This is a genomic window from Pseudobutyrivibrio sp. ACV-2 (assembly GCF_900107545.1).
In the GTDB taxonomy this organism is placed as follows: Bacteria; Bacillota; Clostridia; order Lachnospirales; family Lachnospiraceae; genus Pseudobutyrivibrio.
In genome coordinates, this window is record NZ_FNQZ01000004.1 from 159,897 (window position 1) to 177,628 (window position 17,732).

16 protein-coding genes are annotated in these 17,732 nt (G+C 41.9%); 14 read left to right on the forward strand and 2 right to left on the reverse strand.

Annotated features, from left to right (window positions below; all coding sequences use genetic code 11):
- Positions 1-2: 2 nt before the first annotated feature.
- From BLV53_RS06445 to BLV53_RS06490, 10 genes are all read left to right on the forward strand, one after another.
- Positions 3-1,796 (forward strand): aminopeptidase P family protein, encoded by a 1,794-nt coding sequence (locus BLV53_RS06445; protein ID WP_090298806.1) that lies wholly within the window; start codon positions 3-5, stop codon positions 1,794-1,796.
- A gap of 35 nt (positions 1,797-1,831) precedes the next feature.
- Complete coding sequence (polA, locus tag BLV53_RS06450; RefSeq protein ID WP_090298808.1) at positions 1,832-4,537, forward strand: DNA polymerase I; 2,706 nt, start codon at positions 1,832-1,834, stop codon at positions 4,535-4,537.
- Positions 4,538-4,689: 152 nt separating this feature from the next.
- Positions 4,690-5,502, forward strand: a complete 813-nt coding sequence (locus BLV53_RS06455) for a DUF975 family protein (protein WP_170830770.1) — start codon at positions 4,690-4,692, stop codon at positions 5,500-5,502.
- Between the two features lie 3 nt (positions 5,503-5,505).
- The gene (coaE, locus tag BLV53_RS06460) at positions 5,506-6,129 is read left to right on the forward strand and encodes a dephospho-CoA kinase (protein WP_090298812.1); all 624 of its coding nucleotides are present in this window, start codon (positions 5,506-5,508) and stop codon (positions 6,127-6,129) included.
- 45 nt (positions 6,130-6,174) lie between these two features.
- Positions 6,175-8,268: a cell division FtsA domain-containing protein gene (locus BLV53_RS06465; RefSeq protein ID WP_090298814.1), complete on the forward strand. Its 2,094-nt coding sequence runs from the start codon at positions 6,175-6,177 to the stop codon at positions 8,266-8,268.
- A 199-nt stretch (positions 8,269-8,467) separates the two neighbouring features.
- A complete protein-coding gene (locus tag BLV53_RS06470; RefSeq protein WP_090298816.1) occupies positions 8,468-9,268 on the forward strand; it encodes an MBL fold metallo-hydrolase in 801 nt (266 codons plus the stop codon).
- 16 nt (positions 9,269-9,284) lie between these two features.
- On the forward strand, positions 9,285-9,560 hold the full coding sequence (locus tag BLV53_RS06475) for an ACT domain-containing protein (protein ID WP_090298817.1): 276 nt from the start codon (positions 9,285-9,287) through the stop codon (positions 9,558-9,560).
- Between the two features lie 53 nt (positions 9,561-9,613).
- Positions 9,614-10,978, forward strand: coding sequence for a PFL family protein (locus tag BLV53_RS06480; RefSeq protein ID WP_090298818.1), 1,365 nt, complete (start codon positions 9,614-9,616; stop codon positions 10,976-10,978).
- Positions 10,979-11,083: 105 nt separating this feature from the next.
- Positions 11,084-11,716, forward strand: a complete 633-nt coding sequence (locus BLV53_RS06485; protein ID WP_090298819.1) for a precorrin-2 dehydrogenase/sirohydrochlorin ferrochelatase family protein — start codon at positions 11,084-11,086, stop codon at positions 11,714-11,716.
- 177 nt (positions 11,717-11,893) lie between these two features.
- A complete protein-coding gene (locus tag BLV53_RS06490) occupies positions 11,894-12,928 on the forward strand; it encodes a S66 family peptidase (protein WP_090298820.1) in 1,035 nt (344 codons plus the stop codon).
- 59 nt (positions 12,929-12,987) lie between these two features.
- Here BLV53_RS06490 and BLV53_RS06495 read toward each other — a convergent pair whose 3' ends face one another.
- Positions 12,988-13,344 carry a hypothetical protein gene (locus BLV53_RS06495; RefSeq protein ID WP_090298821.1) on the reverse strand — a complete coding sequence of 119 codons (357 nt, stop codon included), beginning with the start codon at positions 13,342-13,344 and terminating at the stop codon, positions 12,988-12,990.
- A gap of 150 nt (positions 13,345-13,494) precedes the next feature.
- Positions 13,495-14,376 carry a LysR family transcriptional regulator gene (locus tag BLV53_RS06500; protein WP_090298822.1) on the reverse strand — a complete coding sequence of 294 codons (882 nt, stop codon included), beginning with the start codon at positions 14,374-14,376 and terminating at the stop codon, positions 13,495-13,497.
- A 126-nt stretch (positions 14,377-14,502) separates the two neighbouring features.
- Between BLV53_RS06500 and BLV53_RS06505 the strand changes: the two genes are divergently transcribed.
- Genes BLV53_RS06505 through BLV53_RS06520 form a run of 4 tightly spaced genes read left to right on the forward strand, consistent with a single transcriptional unit; the run spans position 14,503 to position 17,663 of the window.
- Positions 14,503-14,742, forward strand: coding sequence for an acyl carrier protein (locus BLV53_RS06505; RefSeq protein WP_090298823.1), 240 nt, complete (start codon positions 14,503-14,505; stop codon positions 14,740-14,742).
- A gap of 28 nt (positions 14,743-14,770) precedes the next feature.
- Entirely contained in the window at positions 14,771-16,060 is a 1,290-nt protein-coding gene (locus BLV53_RS06510) for a thiolase family protein (protein WP_090298824.1), read from the forward strand.
- A gap of 11 nt (positions 16,061-16,071) precedes the next feature.
- Complete coding sequence (locus BLV53_RS06515; protein WP_090298825.1) at positions 16,072-16,512, forward strand: Zn-ribbon domain-containing OB-fold protein; 441 nt, start codon at positions 16,072-16,074, stop codon at positions 16,510-16,512.
- 5 nt (positions 16,513-16,517) lie between these two features.
- Positions 16,518-17,663 carry an MFS transporter gene (locus tag BLV53_RS06520; protein ID WP_090298826.1) on the forward strand — a complete coding sequence of 382 codons (1,146 nt, stop codon included), beginning with the start codon at positions 16,518-16,520 and terminating at the stop codon, positions 17,661-17,663.
- The last annotated feature ends 69 nt before the right edge of the window (positions 17,664-17,732 follow it).

Genomic DNA, 17,732 nt, shown 5'->3' on the forward strand with positions numbered 1-17,732 from the left:
TAATGACAACAAATGAGAAAATCGCGGAATTGCGTAATTTAATGAAAGACAGAGGTATGGATATGTACCTCATTCCTACAGACGATTTTCACTCATCAGAATATGTGGGTGAGCACTTTAAGTCCCGCAGCTTTATGACAGGCTTCACAGGCTCTGCCGGAACAGCCGTAATCACACTGGACGAGGCTCATCTTTGGGCAGATGGACGTTATTTCGTACAGGCTGCCAAGCAGATTGCAGGCTCAGAGGTTATCCTAGAGCGCATTGGAGAGCCAGGCGTTCCAGAGGTAGAGGAATTCATCGAAAAGAATTTTAAAAAGGGTGGTTGCCTTGGTTTTGATGGTCGTTGCGTTTCAGCAAAAAATGCGGCTAAATATTTCGATATTGCAAGAGAAAATGATGGCCAGCTTGCTACTACAGAAGACTTAGTTGATCTCATCTGGAAGGATAGACCAGCTCTTCCAAAGGCTGCTACATGGGTACTTGAAGATGAATTCTCAGGTGAGAGCATGCAGGCTAAAATCTATCGCATCCGCGAAAAGATGAAGAAGAAAAAGGCTGACGCACATCTTGTTTCAAGCCTTTATGATATCGCTTATATCTTAAATATCCGTGGAAATGATATTGATTGTGTTCCTGTTTTCCTTTCATTTTTACTTATTACAGATGACAGCGTAATCCTCTTTACAGACACAACAAACTGGCCAGAAGAGGTTATGAGCTATCTCAACGAAAACAGCGTAAAGCTTTACCCATATGACATGATTTATCATTATCTTCAGAGCGCAGATATGGCAGGCAGAAGCGTACTTCTTGATCAGTCAATCATCAATTACAACATGTTTAAAGCATTAGAGGGTTCGGCTAAAATCATCGATGGCAAGAATCCATCAGAGCTCATGCGTGCTGTGAAAAATGAGACAGAGATTAAGAATACAAAGCTTGCCCACATCAAGGATGGCGTGGCTTGCACAAAGGCTATCAAATGGGTTAAGGAAAATGTAGGCAAAGAGCCAATGACAGAAATCACTGTTTCTGATTATTATGAGGCTCGCCGTAGAGAGCAGGAGAACTTCGTTGACCTTTCATTTGGTACTATCTCAGCTTACGGTCCAAATGCTGCAATGATGCATTACAGTGCAAAGCCAGGTTCAGAGGCTACACTTAAGCCAGAGGGATTTTTACTTGTAGATTCTGGTGCTCACTTCCTTGAGGGTACTACAGATATCACTCGTACTATCGCACTTGGCGAGCTTACACAGCAGATGAAGGAGTACTACACAGTAGTTCTTCGTTGCCACTTGAGACTTATGGCAGCCAATTTCCCTAAGGGAGTTACCGGTGCCAACCTTGACATTCTCTCTCGTGGTCCCGTATGGGATATGGGACTTGATTATCGCTGTGGTACAGGTCACGGTGTTGGTCACATTCTCAATGTTCACGAAGGTCCAAACCGTTTCCATTGGAGAGTTCTTAAGGGACAAAACTCGGCAGAAATCATGCCTGGTATGATTACTACAGACGAGCCAGGACTTTATATCGAGGATGGCTTTGGAATCCGTATTGAAAATGAGCTTCTTTGCGTTGCAGGCAAGACTACAGAGTATGGTGATTTCCGTCATTTTGAGTCACTTACAGTGTGCCCAATCGACCTTGATCCTGTTATCCCAGAGATGATGACTGAGGCAGAAAAGAAGACATTAAACGAATACCATGCAATGGTTCGTGAGACCCTTAAGCCATACCTTTCAGATGAAGAAAATGCATGGCTTGCTAAAGAAACTAGAGACATTTAATTACTGCCAGCACCGCTGACAGATGAGGGTGATTAATGAGCAAACTATTATTAATGGATGGTCACAGCATCCTAAATAGAGCCTTTTATGGCTTACCAGATTTAACAAATAGCGCCGGGGAACATACCGGCGCAATTTTTGGTTTCATAAACATGATGCTGAAATTTATAGATGACGAGCAGCCGGACTATTTTGCAGTGGCATTTGATGTCCATGCTCCTACATTCAGACACAAGATGTACGAAGCCTACAAGGGCACCAGAAAGCCTATGCTTCCAGAGCTTAAGGAACAGGTGCCACGCATGCAGGAAATGCTTAAGGCAATGGGCGTTCCTGTTATCACAATGGAGGGCTGGGAAGCTGATGATATCCTTGGCACACTTTCTAGAATTGGAGAAGAAAAGGGCCTTGATGTTACCATCGTTTCCGGTGACAGAGATCTGCTTCAGCTAGCCACTAAAAAGGTTAAAATTTCCATCCCTAAGACGAAAAAAACTGGTACTGAAATCGAGCAGTATTTTGCAGAGGATGTTCAGGCTCTTTATGGTGTAACACCAAAGCAGTTCATTGATGTAAAAGCGTTGATGGGTGATGCAAGTGACAATATCCCAGGTGTAGAAGGTATCGGAGAGAAGACAGCTTCAGCCTTGATTGCAAAATACGGTTCCATTGAGGAATGCCACGCTCATGTTGATGAGCTCAAGCCACCTAGGGCATCTAAAAATCTTGCTGCCCAGTGGGATATAGCGGTACTTTCAAAGGAGCTTGCCACTATCAATCTCAACGCTCCAGTAGAGCTTGATGAGGAAAGCACAAAGCTTACAAATCTGTTTACAGAAGAAGCATATTTACTTTGCAAGCAGTATGAGCTTAAAAAGCTTTTACCACGTTTTGAAGCAAAAGAAACTGCAAAGGTACAAGATACTACTTCAGAGACTTTTAAACGTATATACGAATTAACAGATGTGGAGGATTTCTTTGCTGAAATAGCAAAGTCAGGCAACTCTTTTGTGGGGGTAAACATCATGGCAGGAGAGGATAGAGTCATAAAAGGTGCTGCTCTTTCTGCAGGTGAGTCTACAATATACGTTGATTGCCAGGGCTTCATCACAGCTGAGTATCTGGTTCACAAGCTGATGGAAATCAGTAAGGCAGGGGTTAAGCTTTGCTTTTGGGATTTGAAGAATGCAATGCATTTGATTTTTGACATCCTAAGCGCCGAAGAAAAGGCTCTAGTTTTAGAAAAAGGCGGTAAGACAGAAATATTCCCTACAGCAGTTGATGTGGCTGTTGCGGCATATCTTTTAAATCCTACTAAAAATGAATACACTGCCGATGATGTGGCCAATGAAATGCTTGGAATATTAATTCCAGCCCAGGCTGATTTATTCGGAAAAACAAAGCTTAGTGTTGCTTTGTCAGATGACAGTTTTTCTGATGCTGTTACAACCTACGCTTGCTACAATGCCTACGTTGCTTATGCTTCATTTGAAAAGGTAATCGATGAAATCAAAAAAGAGGGCATGCTTGATATCTATGAAAAAATTGAAATGCCTTTAGTTTACACTCTTTTTGATATGGAGCTACAGGGCGTTGCCATGGATGCAGGGGCGCTTGCAGAATTTGGTGAAAAGCTTTCAGTTCGTATATGCGAATTAGAACAGAGCATCTACACTCAAGCAGGTGAAGAGTTCAACATCAATTCACCAAAGCAGCTAGGTGTTATTCTTTTTGAAAAGCTTGGAATACAGGGAGGCAAAAAGACAAAGACAGGATATTCTACGGCAGCAGACGTGTTGGAAGAACTTTCTGCCACAAATCCTATAATATGTGATATATTAGAGTACAGACAGTTAGCAAAGCTTAAGAGTACCTATGTTGAGGGGCTCGCAGGCTGCCTGGATGAAGACGGTAGAATCCGCTCTACATTTATGCAGACTGTTACAGCTACAGGAAGAATCAGCTCCACAGAGCCAAATCTTCAAAATATACCTATCAGAATGGAGCTTGGCCGCGAAATCAGAAAGGTATTCCATCCAAAGGAGGATTGCGTATTTTTAGATGCGGACTATTCTCAGATTGAGCTTAGAGTTTTGGCTCACATGTCAGGTGATGATAATCTTATAAATGCTTTCAAAGCAGGACAGGATATTCACCGTTCCACAGCATCGCTGGTATTCAACACACCTTTTGATGAGGTTACAGATTTACAGCGACGCAGTGCCAAGGCTGTAAACTTTGGAATAGTCTATGGTATCAGTGCTTTTGGACTTGCCAAGGATATTGGAGTTGGCAGAAAGGAAGCCCAAGAGTATATCGATAGCTATTTTGTAGCATATCCAAAGATGCATGAATTCCTTGAGGGCTTAAAAGCTTCAGCCAAGGAGACAGGCTATGCCACTACCATGTATGGTCGACGTCGCCCAGTGCCAGAGCTTGCCTCATCAAACTTCATGACACGCCAGTTTGGTGAGAGAATAGCTATGAATTCACCAATTCAGGGTACAGCCGCTGATATCATCAAAATCGCCATGGTAAATGTCCATGACAGACTTTTAAAAGAAGGACTTAAGTCAAAGCTTCTCCTTCAGGTGCATGATGAGCTCCTAGTTGAAACCTACGAGTCAGAGCGCCCACAGGTAGAAAAACTCATCGCCGAAGAAATGGAGAACGCAGCACAGCTATCTGTTAATCTTGAAATAGATATGAACGCTGGAAAAACCTGGGACGAGGCTCACTAATAGCCTTCCCCCTCAAGTAGGGGGAAGGTGTCAGCACCAGCTGACGGATGAGGGTATGAACTACCGCCCCCACACAACCTAAACCTCCCCCCACCACCAGCTACTCATATATCCGGGAGTATAATGCATAAACATTTAGGAGGATGAAAAAAATGGATTTTCCAAGAAAACAAATTAAGGCTAACGCTAGAGCAGCCCTTTCAGCCAACTATTGGCCAGTCGTAGGAATATTATTCTTAGGCTCAATACTGGCATCAGCTGTTACAACTGTTGCATATGTTCCTACATATGTTTCCACAGTTACAGCAGCTTTAAATGGCTATTATTCAGAGGCCGCAACAGCAACAAGTGGTGTTTCGTCAGTTGTTTCAATTTTGGGAATACTTATTTTTATCTTTTTTGAGGTAGGTATTGCATGGTTTGCATACACTGTTTACCGTGGAGAAACACCAGATGTAGGACATCTTTTTGTAGGTTTTAAGGATGGCAGATTTGGCAGAGTGCTTGGTGGTATGCTTTTAGTTACACTTTATACATTTCTCTGGTCACTTTTATTTATCATTCCAGGAATCATCAAGTCATATCAGTATGCTATGATGCCATATCTTCTTATCGACAGACCTGATTTATCTATCAAAGAATGCTTTGCCATGTCAAAAGAAATGACAGCAGGTCACAAATGGCATTTATTTGTACTTGATTTAAGCTTCATTGGATGGGCACTTCTTGCAGCTCTTACGCTTGGCATTCTTGACATTTTCTATGTGACACCTTACCTTACACTTGCACAGGCAGGCGCATATGATTACCTCAAGAGAACACGTATGCCTAAACAGGCTGTAGAGCGACCAGTGTTCCAGTCAGCAACATACGACGCAGACTACACAGGTGAGTCTGAAACAAGAAGCAGCGTTGATTCATGGGATAACACAACAACAGATAACAGTGATATTTTTGACGAGTAAAATATGGAATTTATAGGAATTACAGGGGGCATCGGAGCTGGCAAGAGCACGGTGCTCTCTTTGTTAAAAGAAAATTTTAATTGCAAAGTACTTCTTGCAGATGAGGTGGCAGCAGAATTAATGACACCAGGACACACGTGCTTTGCCCAGGTGGTGGCACTGCCATGGCCTTCTTCTATCCTAAATGAAAAAGGAGAAATCGATAGACCTCTTATGGCAAAATACATGTTTGCCGACGAGAAACTTCTCAAAGAGGTTAATTCCATAGTTCATCCTGCAGTGGAGAAAGAAGTACTAAATCAAGTGGAAATCGAAAGAGAGAGCCACAATATAGAGTATTTTTTCTTTGAAGCTGCATTGCTCATAGAATGTGGATATGGTAAACTTGTTGATAAGATGTGGTATATCTATGCAAGCCCTGAAGTCCGCACTAAAAGGCTTATGAGCTCCCGTGGATACACCAAAGAACGTATCGAAAATACCTTTAAAGTGCAGCGCTCTGACGCAAGCTTTAGAGAGCATTGTGATGTGGTAATCGACAATAGTGGCACAAAGGCGGATACTTTGAATCAGCTTAAGATTAACCTTTCACAGGAGAAGGTGGACGAAGGTCAAGCGAGGGAATAGTGAGTCGATAGCACATTATTAATTACAACAAAAGGGGAAATATTCATGGAAAAAAAGGACATAGTTTTCGGCTTGGATATTGGAACGCGTAATGTCATTGGTACAGTGGGTTATTTAGAGGGGAATGAGTTTCATGTCATAGCACAGGCTCTTAGAGAACACGACACAAGAGCTATGCTTGATGGACAGATTCACGATATAGGTCGAGTTGGAGCCACATGTAACGCTGTAAAGCAGGAGCTTGAAGAGCTTACAGGGTATACTCTCACTCAGGTGTGTATAGCTGCCGCTGGTCGTGTGCTTCGCACTGTTACTACTCACGTGGAGATGGAATATCCTGAGGAGTCAATTGTTACAGGTGAAGATTTGCACACTCTTGACATGCTTGGCATCGAGCAGGCCGGCAAGGAAATCAAGGGAGACGAGGATAAAAAATACAAGTTCTTCTGCGTAGGCTATACTACCATGAAGTACTATTTAAATGGAGATGTATTTACCTCCATCGAGGATCACAAGGCTGAAGTCATCGGTGAGGATATCATTGTTACCTTCCTTCCTGAGGATGTTGTAGATGGTCTTTATGCTGCTGTTGGAAAAGCCGGGCTTACTGTTGCAAACCTTACTTTGGAGCCTATTGCTGCCATCAATGTTGCTATCCCTCTTAATTTCAGAATGCTTAACATCGCTCTAATCGATGTAGGTGCAGGCACATCCGATATCTGTGTCACAAGAGATGGCAGTATCATCGCCTATGGTATGATTCCTATGGCGGGAGATGAGCTTACAGAGGTTTTGGTTCAGGAATATCTGGTAGATTTCGCTACTGCAGAGTATATCAAGCGTTCATCCACTGAAGGTGGCGAAATTACTTACGAGGATATTATGGGTATCAGCCACACAATCAAATCGGAGGATGTGTATAAGCTGACCGACCCTATTATGAAAAAAATTGCCAGTGAGGTAGCTACAAAAATTAAACAGCTCAATGGTGATAAAGCAGTCTCCGCAGCCTTTGTTGTAGGTGGTGGCGGTAAAATACACGGCTTTACAGAATCACTTGCAAAGGATTTAGGAATTGTCAGCGAGCGTGTTGCTCTCCGTGGTGAGGAAGTCATGAAGAACATCACCTTCGAGCAGAAGGATGTTAAAAAGGATTCTCTCCTTGTTACACCTATCGGTATCTGCTTGAATTATTATGAGACAAAGAACAACTTCATCATGATTCACTTCAATGGTGAGATGATGAAGCTTTATGATAATGGACAACTTACAATTGTCGATGCAGCTATGCAGGCAGGCTTTGCTGCTGAGCAGCTCTTCCCTCGTCGCGGACGTGAGATTAATTTCACAGTCAACGGCGTTGCCCGCATGATTCGAGGCACTGAAGGAGAGTCTGCCATCGTAAAGATGAACGGCAAAAATGTTGGCATCAACACACCACTTGAGTTCAACTGTGATATCGAACTCATTCCATCTACAGTTGGTGAAGGTGGAAATGGTACGATAGCAGATTTGGCAGAATTCACCACTGAATATCTGTATTTCACAGTCTGCGGCCATCGCGTAAAATGTCCAAAATTTGTAGAGGTTAATGGCTCCATGGAGCTACCTACCTATGCTGTCAAAGATGGAGATGTAATTGAGACTCGCCCATTCTACACAGTAGGACAATTAGCAGAGTTTATGGATGTTACCATAGATGACAGATATGAGATTTTAGTAAACAATCGTCCATCCACAAAGGACTCACTTGTATATGAGAATTTTGTTATTGATTGGACCACTACTACACCAGTGGCATATGCCGGAGATTATTTGGTAGAGGATGGGGAAGGGCTTCCAGAGGACTATGAGTCTATTGAGGTTGCCCCAGAGACAGTCAGTGATGTTCATACCAAAATGAAACCTGAGATTATGGATATGCCAATCACTATAAACGGTAAAAAGCGCATCCTCTCAGGCAAAAAGGATTACATCTTTGTAGATATTTACAACATTATTAATTTTGACCCAGCCGAAAGCAATGGACGTCCACTTGTCACCAAAATCAACGGACAAAAATGCGGCTACTCAGATGTTCTCCACCCAGACGACGAAGTCGAGGTTTATTGGGACAAGCAAATAGGGGGGACCCTTTAATGAAGCCTTCCCCTTTAGGGAAGAGATAATGCTTTAGCATTATCTGCCACCCGGCGAGGAAAGTTAGCCTTCCCCTTGAGGGGAAGGTGGCCGAAGGCCGGATGAGGTGTCCCACTACCGGCTGAAATCCACTACCGGCATAAGCCACCTCACCCCCCATACACCCCAAAAGCAATAAATTATTTAGGAAGTAACAAAAATGGATTTTTTTAGTATCACAAGCGGTAGCAGCGGCAACTGCATCTGTGCTGGCGATGATAGCACACATGTAATGATTGACGCAGGTATTTCAGGAAAGCGCATAGAGGCGGGGTTGAACACATACGATTACACCACCGCCGATATGGCTGGCCTTTTAGTCACTCATGAGCATTCAGATCATGTGGCGGGACTTGGAGTTATCGCCCGCAAATACCATACACCTATTTATGCTACAGCAGGTACAATCAGAGCAATTCGTTCAATGAAAAGCCTCGGGGCTATTGATGACACACTGTTTCATGTTATCAGGCCTGATGAGGATTTTGTCTTAGGTAGTCTTACGATTCATCCTTTTCGCATCAGTCATGACGCGGCAGACCCCGTTGCATATCGTATAGAAAATACTAAATCTAAGGTTGCAGTATGTACTGACTTAGGTTATTATGATGGCTATATTGTGGACAATTTAACAGGCTTGGATGCCATGCTTTTAGAGGCAAACCACGATATTCACATGCTTGAGGTTGGTTCTTATCCATACCCATTAAAGCAGCGAATTCTTGGCAATTATGGACATTTGTCCAACGAAACCAGCGGTAAGCTTCTAAGCTCAGTTCTCCACGATAATATAAAGCATGTATTTTTGGGACATCTCAGTCACGAAAATAACTATCCGGACTTGGCCTACGAAACTGTGCGTTTAGAGGTCACCATGGATAAAACGACCCCATACGACGCTAAAGATTTTAGCATTTCAGTAGCCCTTCGTAGCGAGGTTTCCGAAAGGATTGTAATTTAATAAAAAGGAGCATAACATGGAAAACAAAGTTATTATTACCGTTGTAGGCAAAGACACTGTTGGCATCATCGCACGTATCTGCACATATCTTGCAGAAAATGGAGTAAATGTTCTAGACATCACCCAGACAATTGTTCAGGGGTACTTCAACATGATGATGATAGTAGATATTAATGCGAGCACATGCTCCTTTGGAGATCTCCAGAAGAACTTAGAGACTCTTGGTGAGGAAATTGGAGTTCAGGTAAAGGCTCAAAAAGAAGAAATTTTCGAAAAGATGCATAGACTATAAATAGGGGGGCCGCCCCATTGCATAGAGCTAAACAAATATAGGAGACAATCTTCATGGTAAATATAAAAGAAGTAATCGAAACAAATAAAATGGTAGAGGAGCAGACACTTGACGTCCGCACTATCACCATTGGTATCAGCCTTTTAGAGTGTATTGATGCCGATTTAAAGCTTGTTAATGAAAAGGTTTACAATCGTATCACTACTGTTGCAAAGGATTTGGACAAGGTAGCAAAGGAAATCGAGCGTGACTATGGTATTCCTATTGTCAATCGCCGTATCTCAGTTACGCCAATAGCTCTTGTTGGTGGTGCAGCCTGCAAGTGCCCTGCTGACTTCGTTTCACTTGCACATACTCTTGATAAGGCAGCAGAAGCTGTCGGCGCAAATCTCATAGGTGGTTATTCAGCACTTGTTTCTAAAGGCATGACTACAGCAGATGAGATGCTTATACGTTCTATTCCACAGGCTCTTTGTGAGACTCAGAGGGTTTGTAGTTCTGTTAATTTAGCTTCCACAAAAACTGGTATTAATATGGATGCAGTGCGCCTTATGGGTGACATTCTTCTTCAGGTTGCAGACCGTTCAAAGGATCGTGATTCTGTAGATTGCATGAAGCTTGTAGTGTTCTGCAATGCTCCAGATGACAACCCATTCATGGCTGGTGCTTTCCACGGTGTTACAGAAGCTGATGCTATTATTAACGTTGGTGTTTCTGGTCCTGGTGTAGTAAAGAAAGCCCTTGAGCAGGTTAGAGGAGAGAGCTTTGAGGTGCTTTGCGAGACCATCAAAAAGACAGCCTTCAAGGTAACTCGTGTGGGACAGCTTGTAGCTCAGGAAGCTTCAAAGAGACTTAATATTCCATTTGGTATCATTGACCTTTCACTTGCACCTACTCCAGCTATCGGAGATTCTGTTGCAGATATTTTATGTGAAATTGGTCTTGAATATGCAGGTGCGCCAGGTACAACAGCAGCCCTTGCTATGCTAAACGACCAGGTTAAAAAGGGTGGCGTTATGGCAAGCTCATACGTAGGTGGTCTTTCAGGTGCATTCATTCCTGTATCAGAGGATCAGGGAATGATTAACTCTGTAGAGGCTGGCGCAATCACACTAGAAAAGCTTGAAGCAATGACCTGTGTTTGTTCAGTAGGTCTTGATATGATTGCAATCCCAGGCGACACTCCTGCAACAACCATTTCTGGTATGATTGCAGATGAAATGGCACTTGGTATGGTAAATCAAAAGACAACAGCTGCCCGCCTTATCCCAGTTATCGGCAAAGGTGTTGGCGATACTGTTGAATTTGGTGGATTATTCGGTTATGCACCTATCATGCCTGTGAATAAGTTCTCTTGCGCCGACTTCATCAACCGCCAGGGACGTATTCCAGCACCAATCCATTCATTTAAGAATTAAGAACATATAGGGGGTCCGTTTATGGGCCCCCTATTTACTTGCGTTAAGTAATAAAAGATTATACAATGTTCTTAAAAAGGGGATTATCTATCTAAGGAGGGGTGTATGGCATATTTTCCAATGTTTGTGGATTTGACAGATGCTAACTGCCTGGTTATAGGTGGTGGCGAGATAGCGCTTAGAAAGGTAAATGTACTCTTGGATTTTGGTGCAAGGGTACATGTTATTGCTAAGGAAATCGGTATGGAGCTTGCAGCGCTTTCAGAGGAGACAGACCATCTACTTTTAGAGCAAAGAGAATTTGCACCATTTGATTTGCAGGACAGAAAGCTTGTAGTTTCAGCCACCAATGACAGTGAGCTGAATAGTCAGGTTTATATGATGTGCAAAGAAGGCAATATTCCTGTAAATGTTGTTGATAAAAAGGAATTATGTACATTCATTTTCCCATCATACCTAAAGGAGCAAAATCTGGTAGGAGCATTTTCTAGTGGTGGCAACAGCCCAGCCCTTACTCAGTATTTGCGCAATAGGGAAAAAGAGGTACTTACACCAAAGCTTGGTGAATTAAACGAGATGCTCGGACGTTGGAGAGATCCCATTAAAGAACTTTTTCCTATGGAGAGTACCAGGAAAAGTGCATTTGAACAGCTTATCGATTATGCTCTTTGCTATGATGGGATTCCTACTGACGAAGAAGTTGAGGAGCTTCTACTCTCAATATCTATGACACTATAACACTATAACACTATAACACTGAATAATACTTTAGTCCGCTGGGTATGCCGAAACTACATTTTCCTTTTTCTCATCGTTTTCACTATACTCTCGAAAAAGAAAAATGTAATTCCGACATACCCAGCTCATTTAGAGTTTGTAAGTAAATCACGAGTACGTTACGAGGAGAACACGATTATGAAGTATCCTAAATTTATTACGAATAGTGGTACGATTGGGTTGGTGGCGCCTTCTTTTGGGTGTGCGGATGAGCCTTATAAGTCTTGTATGGATGCGGCTATAAAGAGATTTCAGGGGATGGGCTACAGGTTTGTGGAAGGTCCTAACTGCCGAAGAAATGATGGTATCGGCATCAGTTCTACACCTGAAAATTGTGGCAAGGAGCTGACGGAATACTATTGCAGTGATAATAACGATATGCTTATTGCCTGTGGTGGTGGTGAGCTTATGTGCGAGACCCTTGATTATGTGGATTTTGACGCGGTCAAAGCTGCAACACCAAAATGGTATATGGGTTATTCTGATAACACCAATTTTACTTTTCTACTAAATACTATCTGTGATACTGCCTCCATTTATGGGCCAAGTATAGGTGCTTTTGGGCAGGAAACCTTGCACGAAGCACTTATAGATACTATTGATATTTTTACAGGTAAAAAATCAGAGGTTAGTGGCTACGATATGTTTGAGGTGGAGTCCTTAAAGGATGAGGAACATCCATTTGTCAGCTACAACCTTACAGAAAAAAAGCAGCTTCGACTATTTATGGGAGAGTCAGAAGTAAATCGTGTGCCTGAGTTTTCTGGAATTCTCACAGGTGGATGTCTGGATTGTCTGGCCAATCTTGTTGGAACAAAATATGACGAGGTTGATAAATTTAATGACAGATATAAAGATCAAGGTGTGGTATGGTTCATTGAAGCATGTGATTTGAGTGTTATGTCTATTCGCAGAGCTTTATGGAATCTGGATAGAGCAGGTTGGTTCAAATGCGCCAAGGGCTTTATTATCGGTCGTCCTGCCGCAGCATGGAAGCAAGAGATGATGGGACTGGATCAGTATAGCGCTGCTACAGGAATACTAGGAAAATACAATGTCCCTATAGTTATGGATGCGGATGTGGGACACCTGGCTCCAGCATTTCCAGTCATTTCTGGCGCATACACAACAGTGACTGCTGATAGCAACATCAAATTAAAATACAAACTATAGCAATAAACAAGCCCTTCGACATTAACATCGAAGGGCTTTAAATTTCATAAGACATTCCACTATGCAAAGGCATCAAATTTACTGCCTATCATTTGATAGATTTGACCGTGTGCACTGGCTGTATATGATGGATTATCTTCCATAAATTTCATGGCAATCTCATTAAATCGACTGTCCACAGTCTGTCTCCTGCGCTGAATTTCAATTGGATCTAATACCTCAGATACAGTGGATTCAGAGACTGTCACATTAGGATACTTAACAGGAGAAGTACCATTTACAGCAGCAGAATTCTTTGTAGTTTCAGATACATAAACATCTGATACCTCTGAATTGCTCTGAACTGCATAGTTCATGGGCTGAACACTTGCAACTGGAGCATATGTATTTAATCCACTAATAGGTGCAATAGCCATACTCTACCTCCCGAATGTAAGTCCATGATATCATGAATCCATCTTGGAAGGCCAAAAATCACAGATAATTCAGAGAGATACAAAATGTGCAAATTGGAGATTAAGACTCTAGTGTTTCTTTCATATTAAATGTTTATTCATCAAATATTATTACAACTTCAACTTCTTCAAATACCGTAAATAATCCTCAGCATAAGGATTTATGCATTTGGTGTTATCCCAGATAGCGATGTAGTCAGATGTGAAACTAAGTTTATAGGTGACATGACTTTTGGAGTCTAATAGGGAGCTAAATGCATTGGCGATAGTAAAGCACCTGCCTGAACGAAGGAAAAGCTCTACAGAATCCATGCTGTCTAAATACATGATTTCCACAGGCATGTCACCTATAGTAGCTTTTAAATTAGAAAAATATTTCTCTTTTAAGGTATTAGGCAAATTCTTTGGGAGAAAAAGGGTAGTGTCCTTTATTTTTTGTAAATTTATGTGCCCATTTTCAAAGCCTGGATGAGTGTTTTTTGCCACAAGATAGTAAGGGGTAGGATTTGCGGTAAGTTGAAGAGAAGAGTAACCTGTTATTTTTTCTGCAAACTCCTTCTGACACACCACAACCTCGCCATTTTCAAGGGCTTTCACGAAATCTGTGGCCTCAATAAAATTGGTGAAATGATGAAAATTAGGGTGAGATTCCATGTAGCTTGCAGTCGCTTCAACTATAACATCTGGTATTCTTATACCTCGCATAAAGTTGATAATGAGAGGCTTTTCGGCTGATTTTATATTAATTGAAGCCAGAGTATCCTCATAGATTTTTTTACATTTTATAAGACCATCATAATAGCTCTTACCTGTATCGGTGAGAGTTATTTTTCTTTTTACAGAGCGGTCGAAAAGCTTGAAGCCAAGCTCTGCCTCCAATGAATTAATATGTCTGGTGACAGCAGGCTGAGAGATGAAAAGCTCCTCTGCTGTTTTTGTATAGTTAAGAGTCTCTGCCAGAATTAGAAAGCAGGTTATGTCTTGTATAGTCATTTTTAAAACCTCATAGTTTGATATAACAAAAACATTATAACAGATTCATTATCGGTATTGGAATACAAATATCCACTCCACATATAATAAACATAGTTGATACGAAATCTAAGGAGGATATTTATTATGTCAAGAGAGGAACTTATAAAGAACTTAATCCAGTATGCAGCACTTGCTTTCAAGGTAGATGCTTCAACACTTACAGAGGATACAAACTTAAATGAACTTGGTACATCATCTGTTCAACGTGTGGCTATGTCTGCAGCTATCGAAAATGAGTACGATGTTATGATTCCAGTTGCTCGTTTTGGAAACTTTGAAACTATCTCAAAGCTTGCAGATTTTGTAATGGATGAGGCAGAGTAATTACAACACTATTAAAGGGGAAATTATAATGGTACACAATGTAAAATTGGGAAAAAACATGAGAAGTGTTTCCATCGTCGGAATCGGTGCTACACCTTTCATGAACACTATAAAAAATGATACCTATCATGGCATTACAAATGGTGAGCTTTTTGGCCATGCAGCTTTAGATGCCATGAAAGATGCTCACGTAGAGCCAAGGGATGTACAGTATTTCTTCCATGGTTCGGCCAATCCACATGTTATGTTTCATGCAATCACTCCAAACCTTCAGGTAGCTGACTGGTTTGGTATGAGAGGAAAGGGGTCAATCTCTCATTCAGAAGGTTGCTGTACAGGTTATATCGCACTTGAGGAAGCAGTATTTGCAGTTGCTTCAGGTGCATACGACATCGTTCTTACCGGTGCCTGCGACATGGGTACTGGTATGCCAGATGGCAATACACCAGACCACATGCGTGTAGAGCTTTCAACAGAAGTCCTCTTCCCTGATTTGGATTCTATTTTTGATAGAGCTTACGGTCGCTACTTGGGTGGGGGGCCAGGTATGAACCATGATGATTGGATTAACCTCTACGCTCATGAGAATAATCTTACACCAGATCAGATTGACGATGTGTTAAATCACCAGTCATATCACATGAGACGTGCAGGCGCTCTTTGCCCACGTGCAATCCGTAGAACTACATTTGACGATATGGCAAAAGAGGCTGGATATGATGATGTTTGGGAGTACATGAAGAGCCCACACAATCCAAAAATGACCCAGTACTTAAGAACAAGCTCTGATTCCTGCGTTGCCGATGGTGCAGCAGCATGTATCGTAGTTCCTACAGAAATTGCTCATCAGTTTACAGATAAGCCTATCGAGGTTCTTGCAACAGGTGCATCTGTACTTGATGCTATTGTTCCACACCTTGAGAAAAAGGCCACTGCGGAGGCAGCCCGTCAGGTATTTGAGGCAACAGGTCTTACAGCTGATGACATGGATCTTGTAATGGTAAATGACTTTATTGGTTCATCTGCATTCCTTGCAGCAGAAGAAATCGGATACCTTCCAAAGGGTGAGGGCTGGAAATACGTTCTTGAAGGACGTACAGCTTTTGATGGCGACAAGCCAATTAATACAAACGGCGGACGTACATCCTATGGTCACGCTTTCGGTGCTTCTGGTCTTGCGGATGTATTTGAGGCTGTTACTCAGATGAGAGGTGAAGCAGGTCTTCGCCAGGTTAAGAAGCTTCCAAAGCACGTATTTTTACGCGGATTTGGTGGCGCTCAAAATGTACGTGCAACAATTCTTAGGGCAGGATTTTAAGGAGGAGCAAAATGGAAAATCAAAATACAATTAAGACAGAAGACTTCTGGAATCCTGAACACATTGTTGAGAAATTCTGGAATGGTCTTGCAGAAGGAAAGGTTTTAGCAAGAAAGTGTAAGGAATGTGGTGCTATCGAATTTCCTCCACATCTTGCATGTAATGAATGTGGATATCATGAGACAGAGTGGGTAGAGCTTAGTGGAAAAGGTACTCTGAAAAGTTTTGTATTCACAGGTATCTTAAATGCCAGACTGGAGCTTGAGGACAAAGGTCTTAAGTACGTGTGTGGAGAGGTTCAGCTTGAGGAAGGACCTTCAATCAACGCTGTAATCCTTGGAATTTCTAAAAAGAAGGGTCGCGAAATTGAGCCAAAACTCCCTCTTCCAGTGAAGCCGGTATTCTACGATATGGGTAGATACACTACACTATTTTTTGAACTGGATGAATAAGAGACATGAGTAAAAAAGTAAGATTATATATATCGATAGCGTCAATCTCTTTGATTCAGGGATTGCAGATAGCAATGTCCCCCATGATTGGCGCCATCGGAACTCACTATTCAAATATTGATGTGAGTTTGGTGCAGATGCTTATTACAATTCCTGCATTTGTATGTGTGATATCATCCATTGTTTCAGGATGGCTTGTGTTAAAGGTCAGCAAGAAAAATCTTCTGCTTTTTTCATGTGCCATCGCTGGAATAGCAGGCTTGCTACCGCTTGTTGCAGATGATTTTTACCTGTTATTTGCGATGCGTGCTATTTATGGAATTCCACTTGGAATCTGTACTGCACTTAATACAGCTGTAGTATCAGAATTCTTTGAGGGTGATGAGAGAGTATCAGCTATGGGCTTTCAGGCCGCCAGCGTAGGTGCTGGAATGATGGTGCTTTCAGCTATAACAGGTTGGCTTGGTAAAACATATTTTGCAAATTCATATTATGTAAATATAGCAGCTTTTATATCACTGGTAGCCATACTTGTTTGTCTTCCAGACACAGGAAAAGCTGTTGAAACTGAAAATGAAAAGGTAGCCCTTAATTCCAAGGTGGTTCCTGTATATATCTTTGCATTCTTGGAGATGTTCTTTTTAATTACGTTCTCTACCAACATTGCAATGCATATCGGTGGAAGCCTTGCCGGGGACAGTGCAGTTTCAGGAATGCTTACAAGTGTTTTTGCAGGAGCTCAGATTATAGTGGGACTTATCCTTGGAGTAATCACAAAAATTACAAAAAAGATGGTGCTACCTACAGCCATGCTGAGCTTTGCCATCGGAGCAGCACTTCTTGTAATGTTCCCTGAAAACTATGGGATGCTTATTGTAGCTGCTTTATTTTGCGGTTTTTCGCAGGGAATATATATGCCATCAGGATTTGTTGAGGTAAGTAATGCAGTGCCTCCTGTTGCAGTTGCTCTTGCCAGTGCAGGCTTTACAGCAGCGGCAAACTTTGGTCAGACCGTATCACCATATATCACAAATACTTTGTCAAAGGTATTGTTTGGAGATGCAACCACAACTGGCGTCTATATTATTTCCGCTATAGGAATGACATCGTCTGCAATCGCTTATGCTTTCGTAAAGAAAAAATTAAATTAAAAATGAAGAGGGTTCTCAAAATGAGAGCCCTTTTGACGTATTAGGACATTTGAAGAATTATTTTGTCAG

Coding starts and splice junctions, on each gene's coding strand:
- BLV53_RS06445 (WP_090298806.1), top strand. CDS start 3: ATGACAACAAATGAGAAAATCGCGGAATTGCGTAATTTAATGAAAGAC.
- polA (WP_090298808.1), top strand. CDS start 1,832: ATGAGCAAACTATTATTAATGGATGGTCACAGCATCCTAAATAGAGCC.
- BLV53_RS06455 (WP_170830770.1), top strand. CDS start 4,690: ATGGATTTTCCAAGAAAACAAATTAAGGCTAACGCTAGAGCAGCCCTT.
- coaE (WP_090298812.1), top strand. CDS start 5,506: ATGGAATTTATAGGAATTACAGGGGGCATCGGAGCTGGCAAGAGCACG.
- BLV53_RS06465 (WP_090298814.1), top strand. CDS start 6,175: ATGGAAAAAAAGGACATAGTTTTCGGCTTGGATATTGGAACGCGTAAT.
- BLV53_RS06470 (WP_090298816.1), top strand. CDS start 8,468: ATGGATTTTTTTAGTATCACAAGCGGTAGCAGCGGCAACTGCATCTGT.
- BLV53_RS06475 (WP_090298817.1), top strand. CDS start 9,285: ATGGAAAACAAAGTTATTATTACCGTTGTAGGCAAAGACACTGTTGGC.
- BLV53_RS06480 (WP_090298818.1), top strand. CDS start 9,614: ATGGTAAATATAAAAGAAGTAATCGAAACAAATAAAATGGTAGAGGAG.
- BLV53_RS06485 (WP_090298819.1), top strand. CDS start 11,084: ATGGCATATTTTCCAATGTTTGTGGATTTGACAGATGCTAACTGCCTG.
- BLV53_RS06490 (WP_090298820.1), top strand. CDS start 11,894: ATGAAGTATCCTAAATTTATTACGAATAGTGGTACGATTGGGTTGGTG.
- BLV53_RS06495 (WP_090298821.1), bottom strand. CDS start 13,344: ATGGCTATTGCACCTATTAGTGGATTAAATACATATGCTCCAGTTGCA.
- BLV53_RS06500 (WP_090298822.1), bottom strand. CDS start 14,376: ATGACTATACAAGACATAACCTGCTTTCTAATTCTGGCAGAGACTCTT.
- BLV53_RS06505 (WP_090298823.1), top strand. CDS start 14,503: ATGTCAAGAGAGGAACTTATAAAGAACTTAATCCAGTATGCAGCACTT.
- BLV53_RS06510 (WP_090298824.1), top strand. CDS start 14,771: ATGGTACACAATGTAAAATTGGGAAAAAACATGAGAAGTGTTTCCATC.
- BLV53_RS06515 (WP_090298825.1), top strand. CDS start 16,072: ATGGAAAATCAAAATACAATTAAGACAGAAGACTTCTGGAATCCTGAA.
- BLV53_RS06520 (WP_090298826.1), top strand. CDS start 16,518: ATGAGTAAAAAAGTAAGATTATATATATCGATAGCGTCAATCTCTTTG.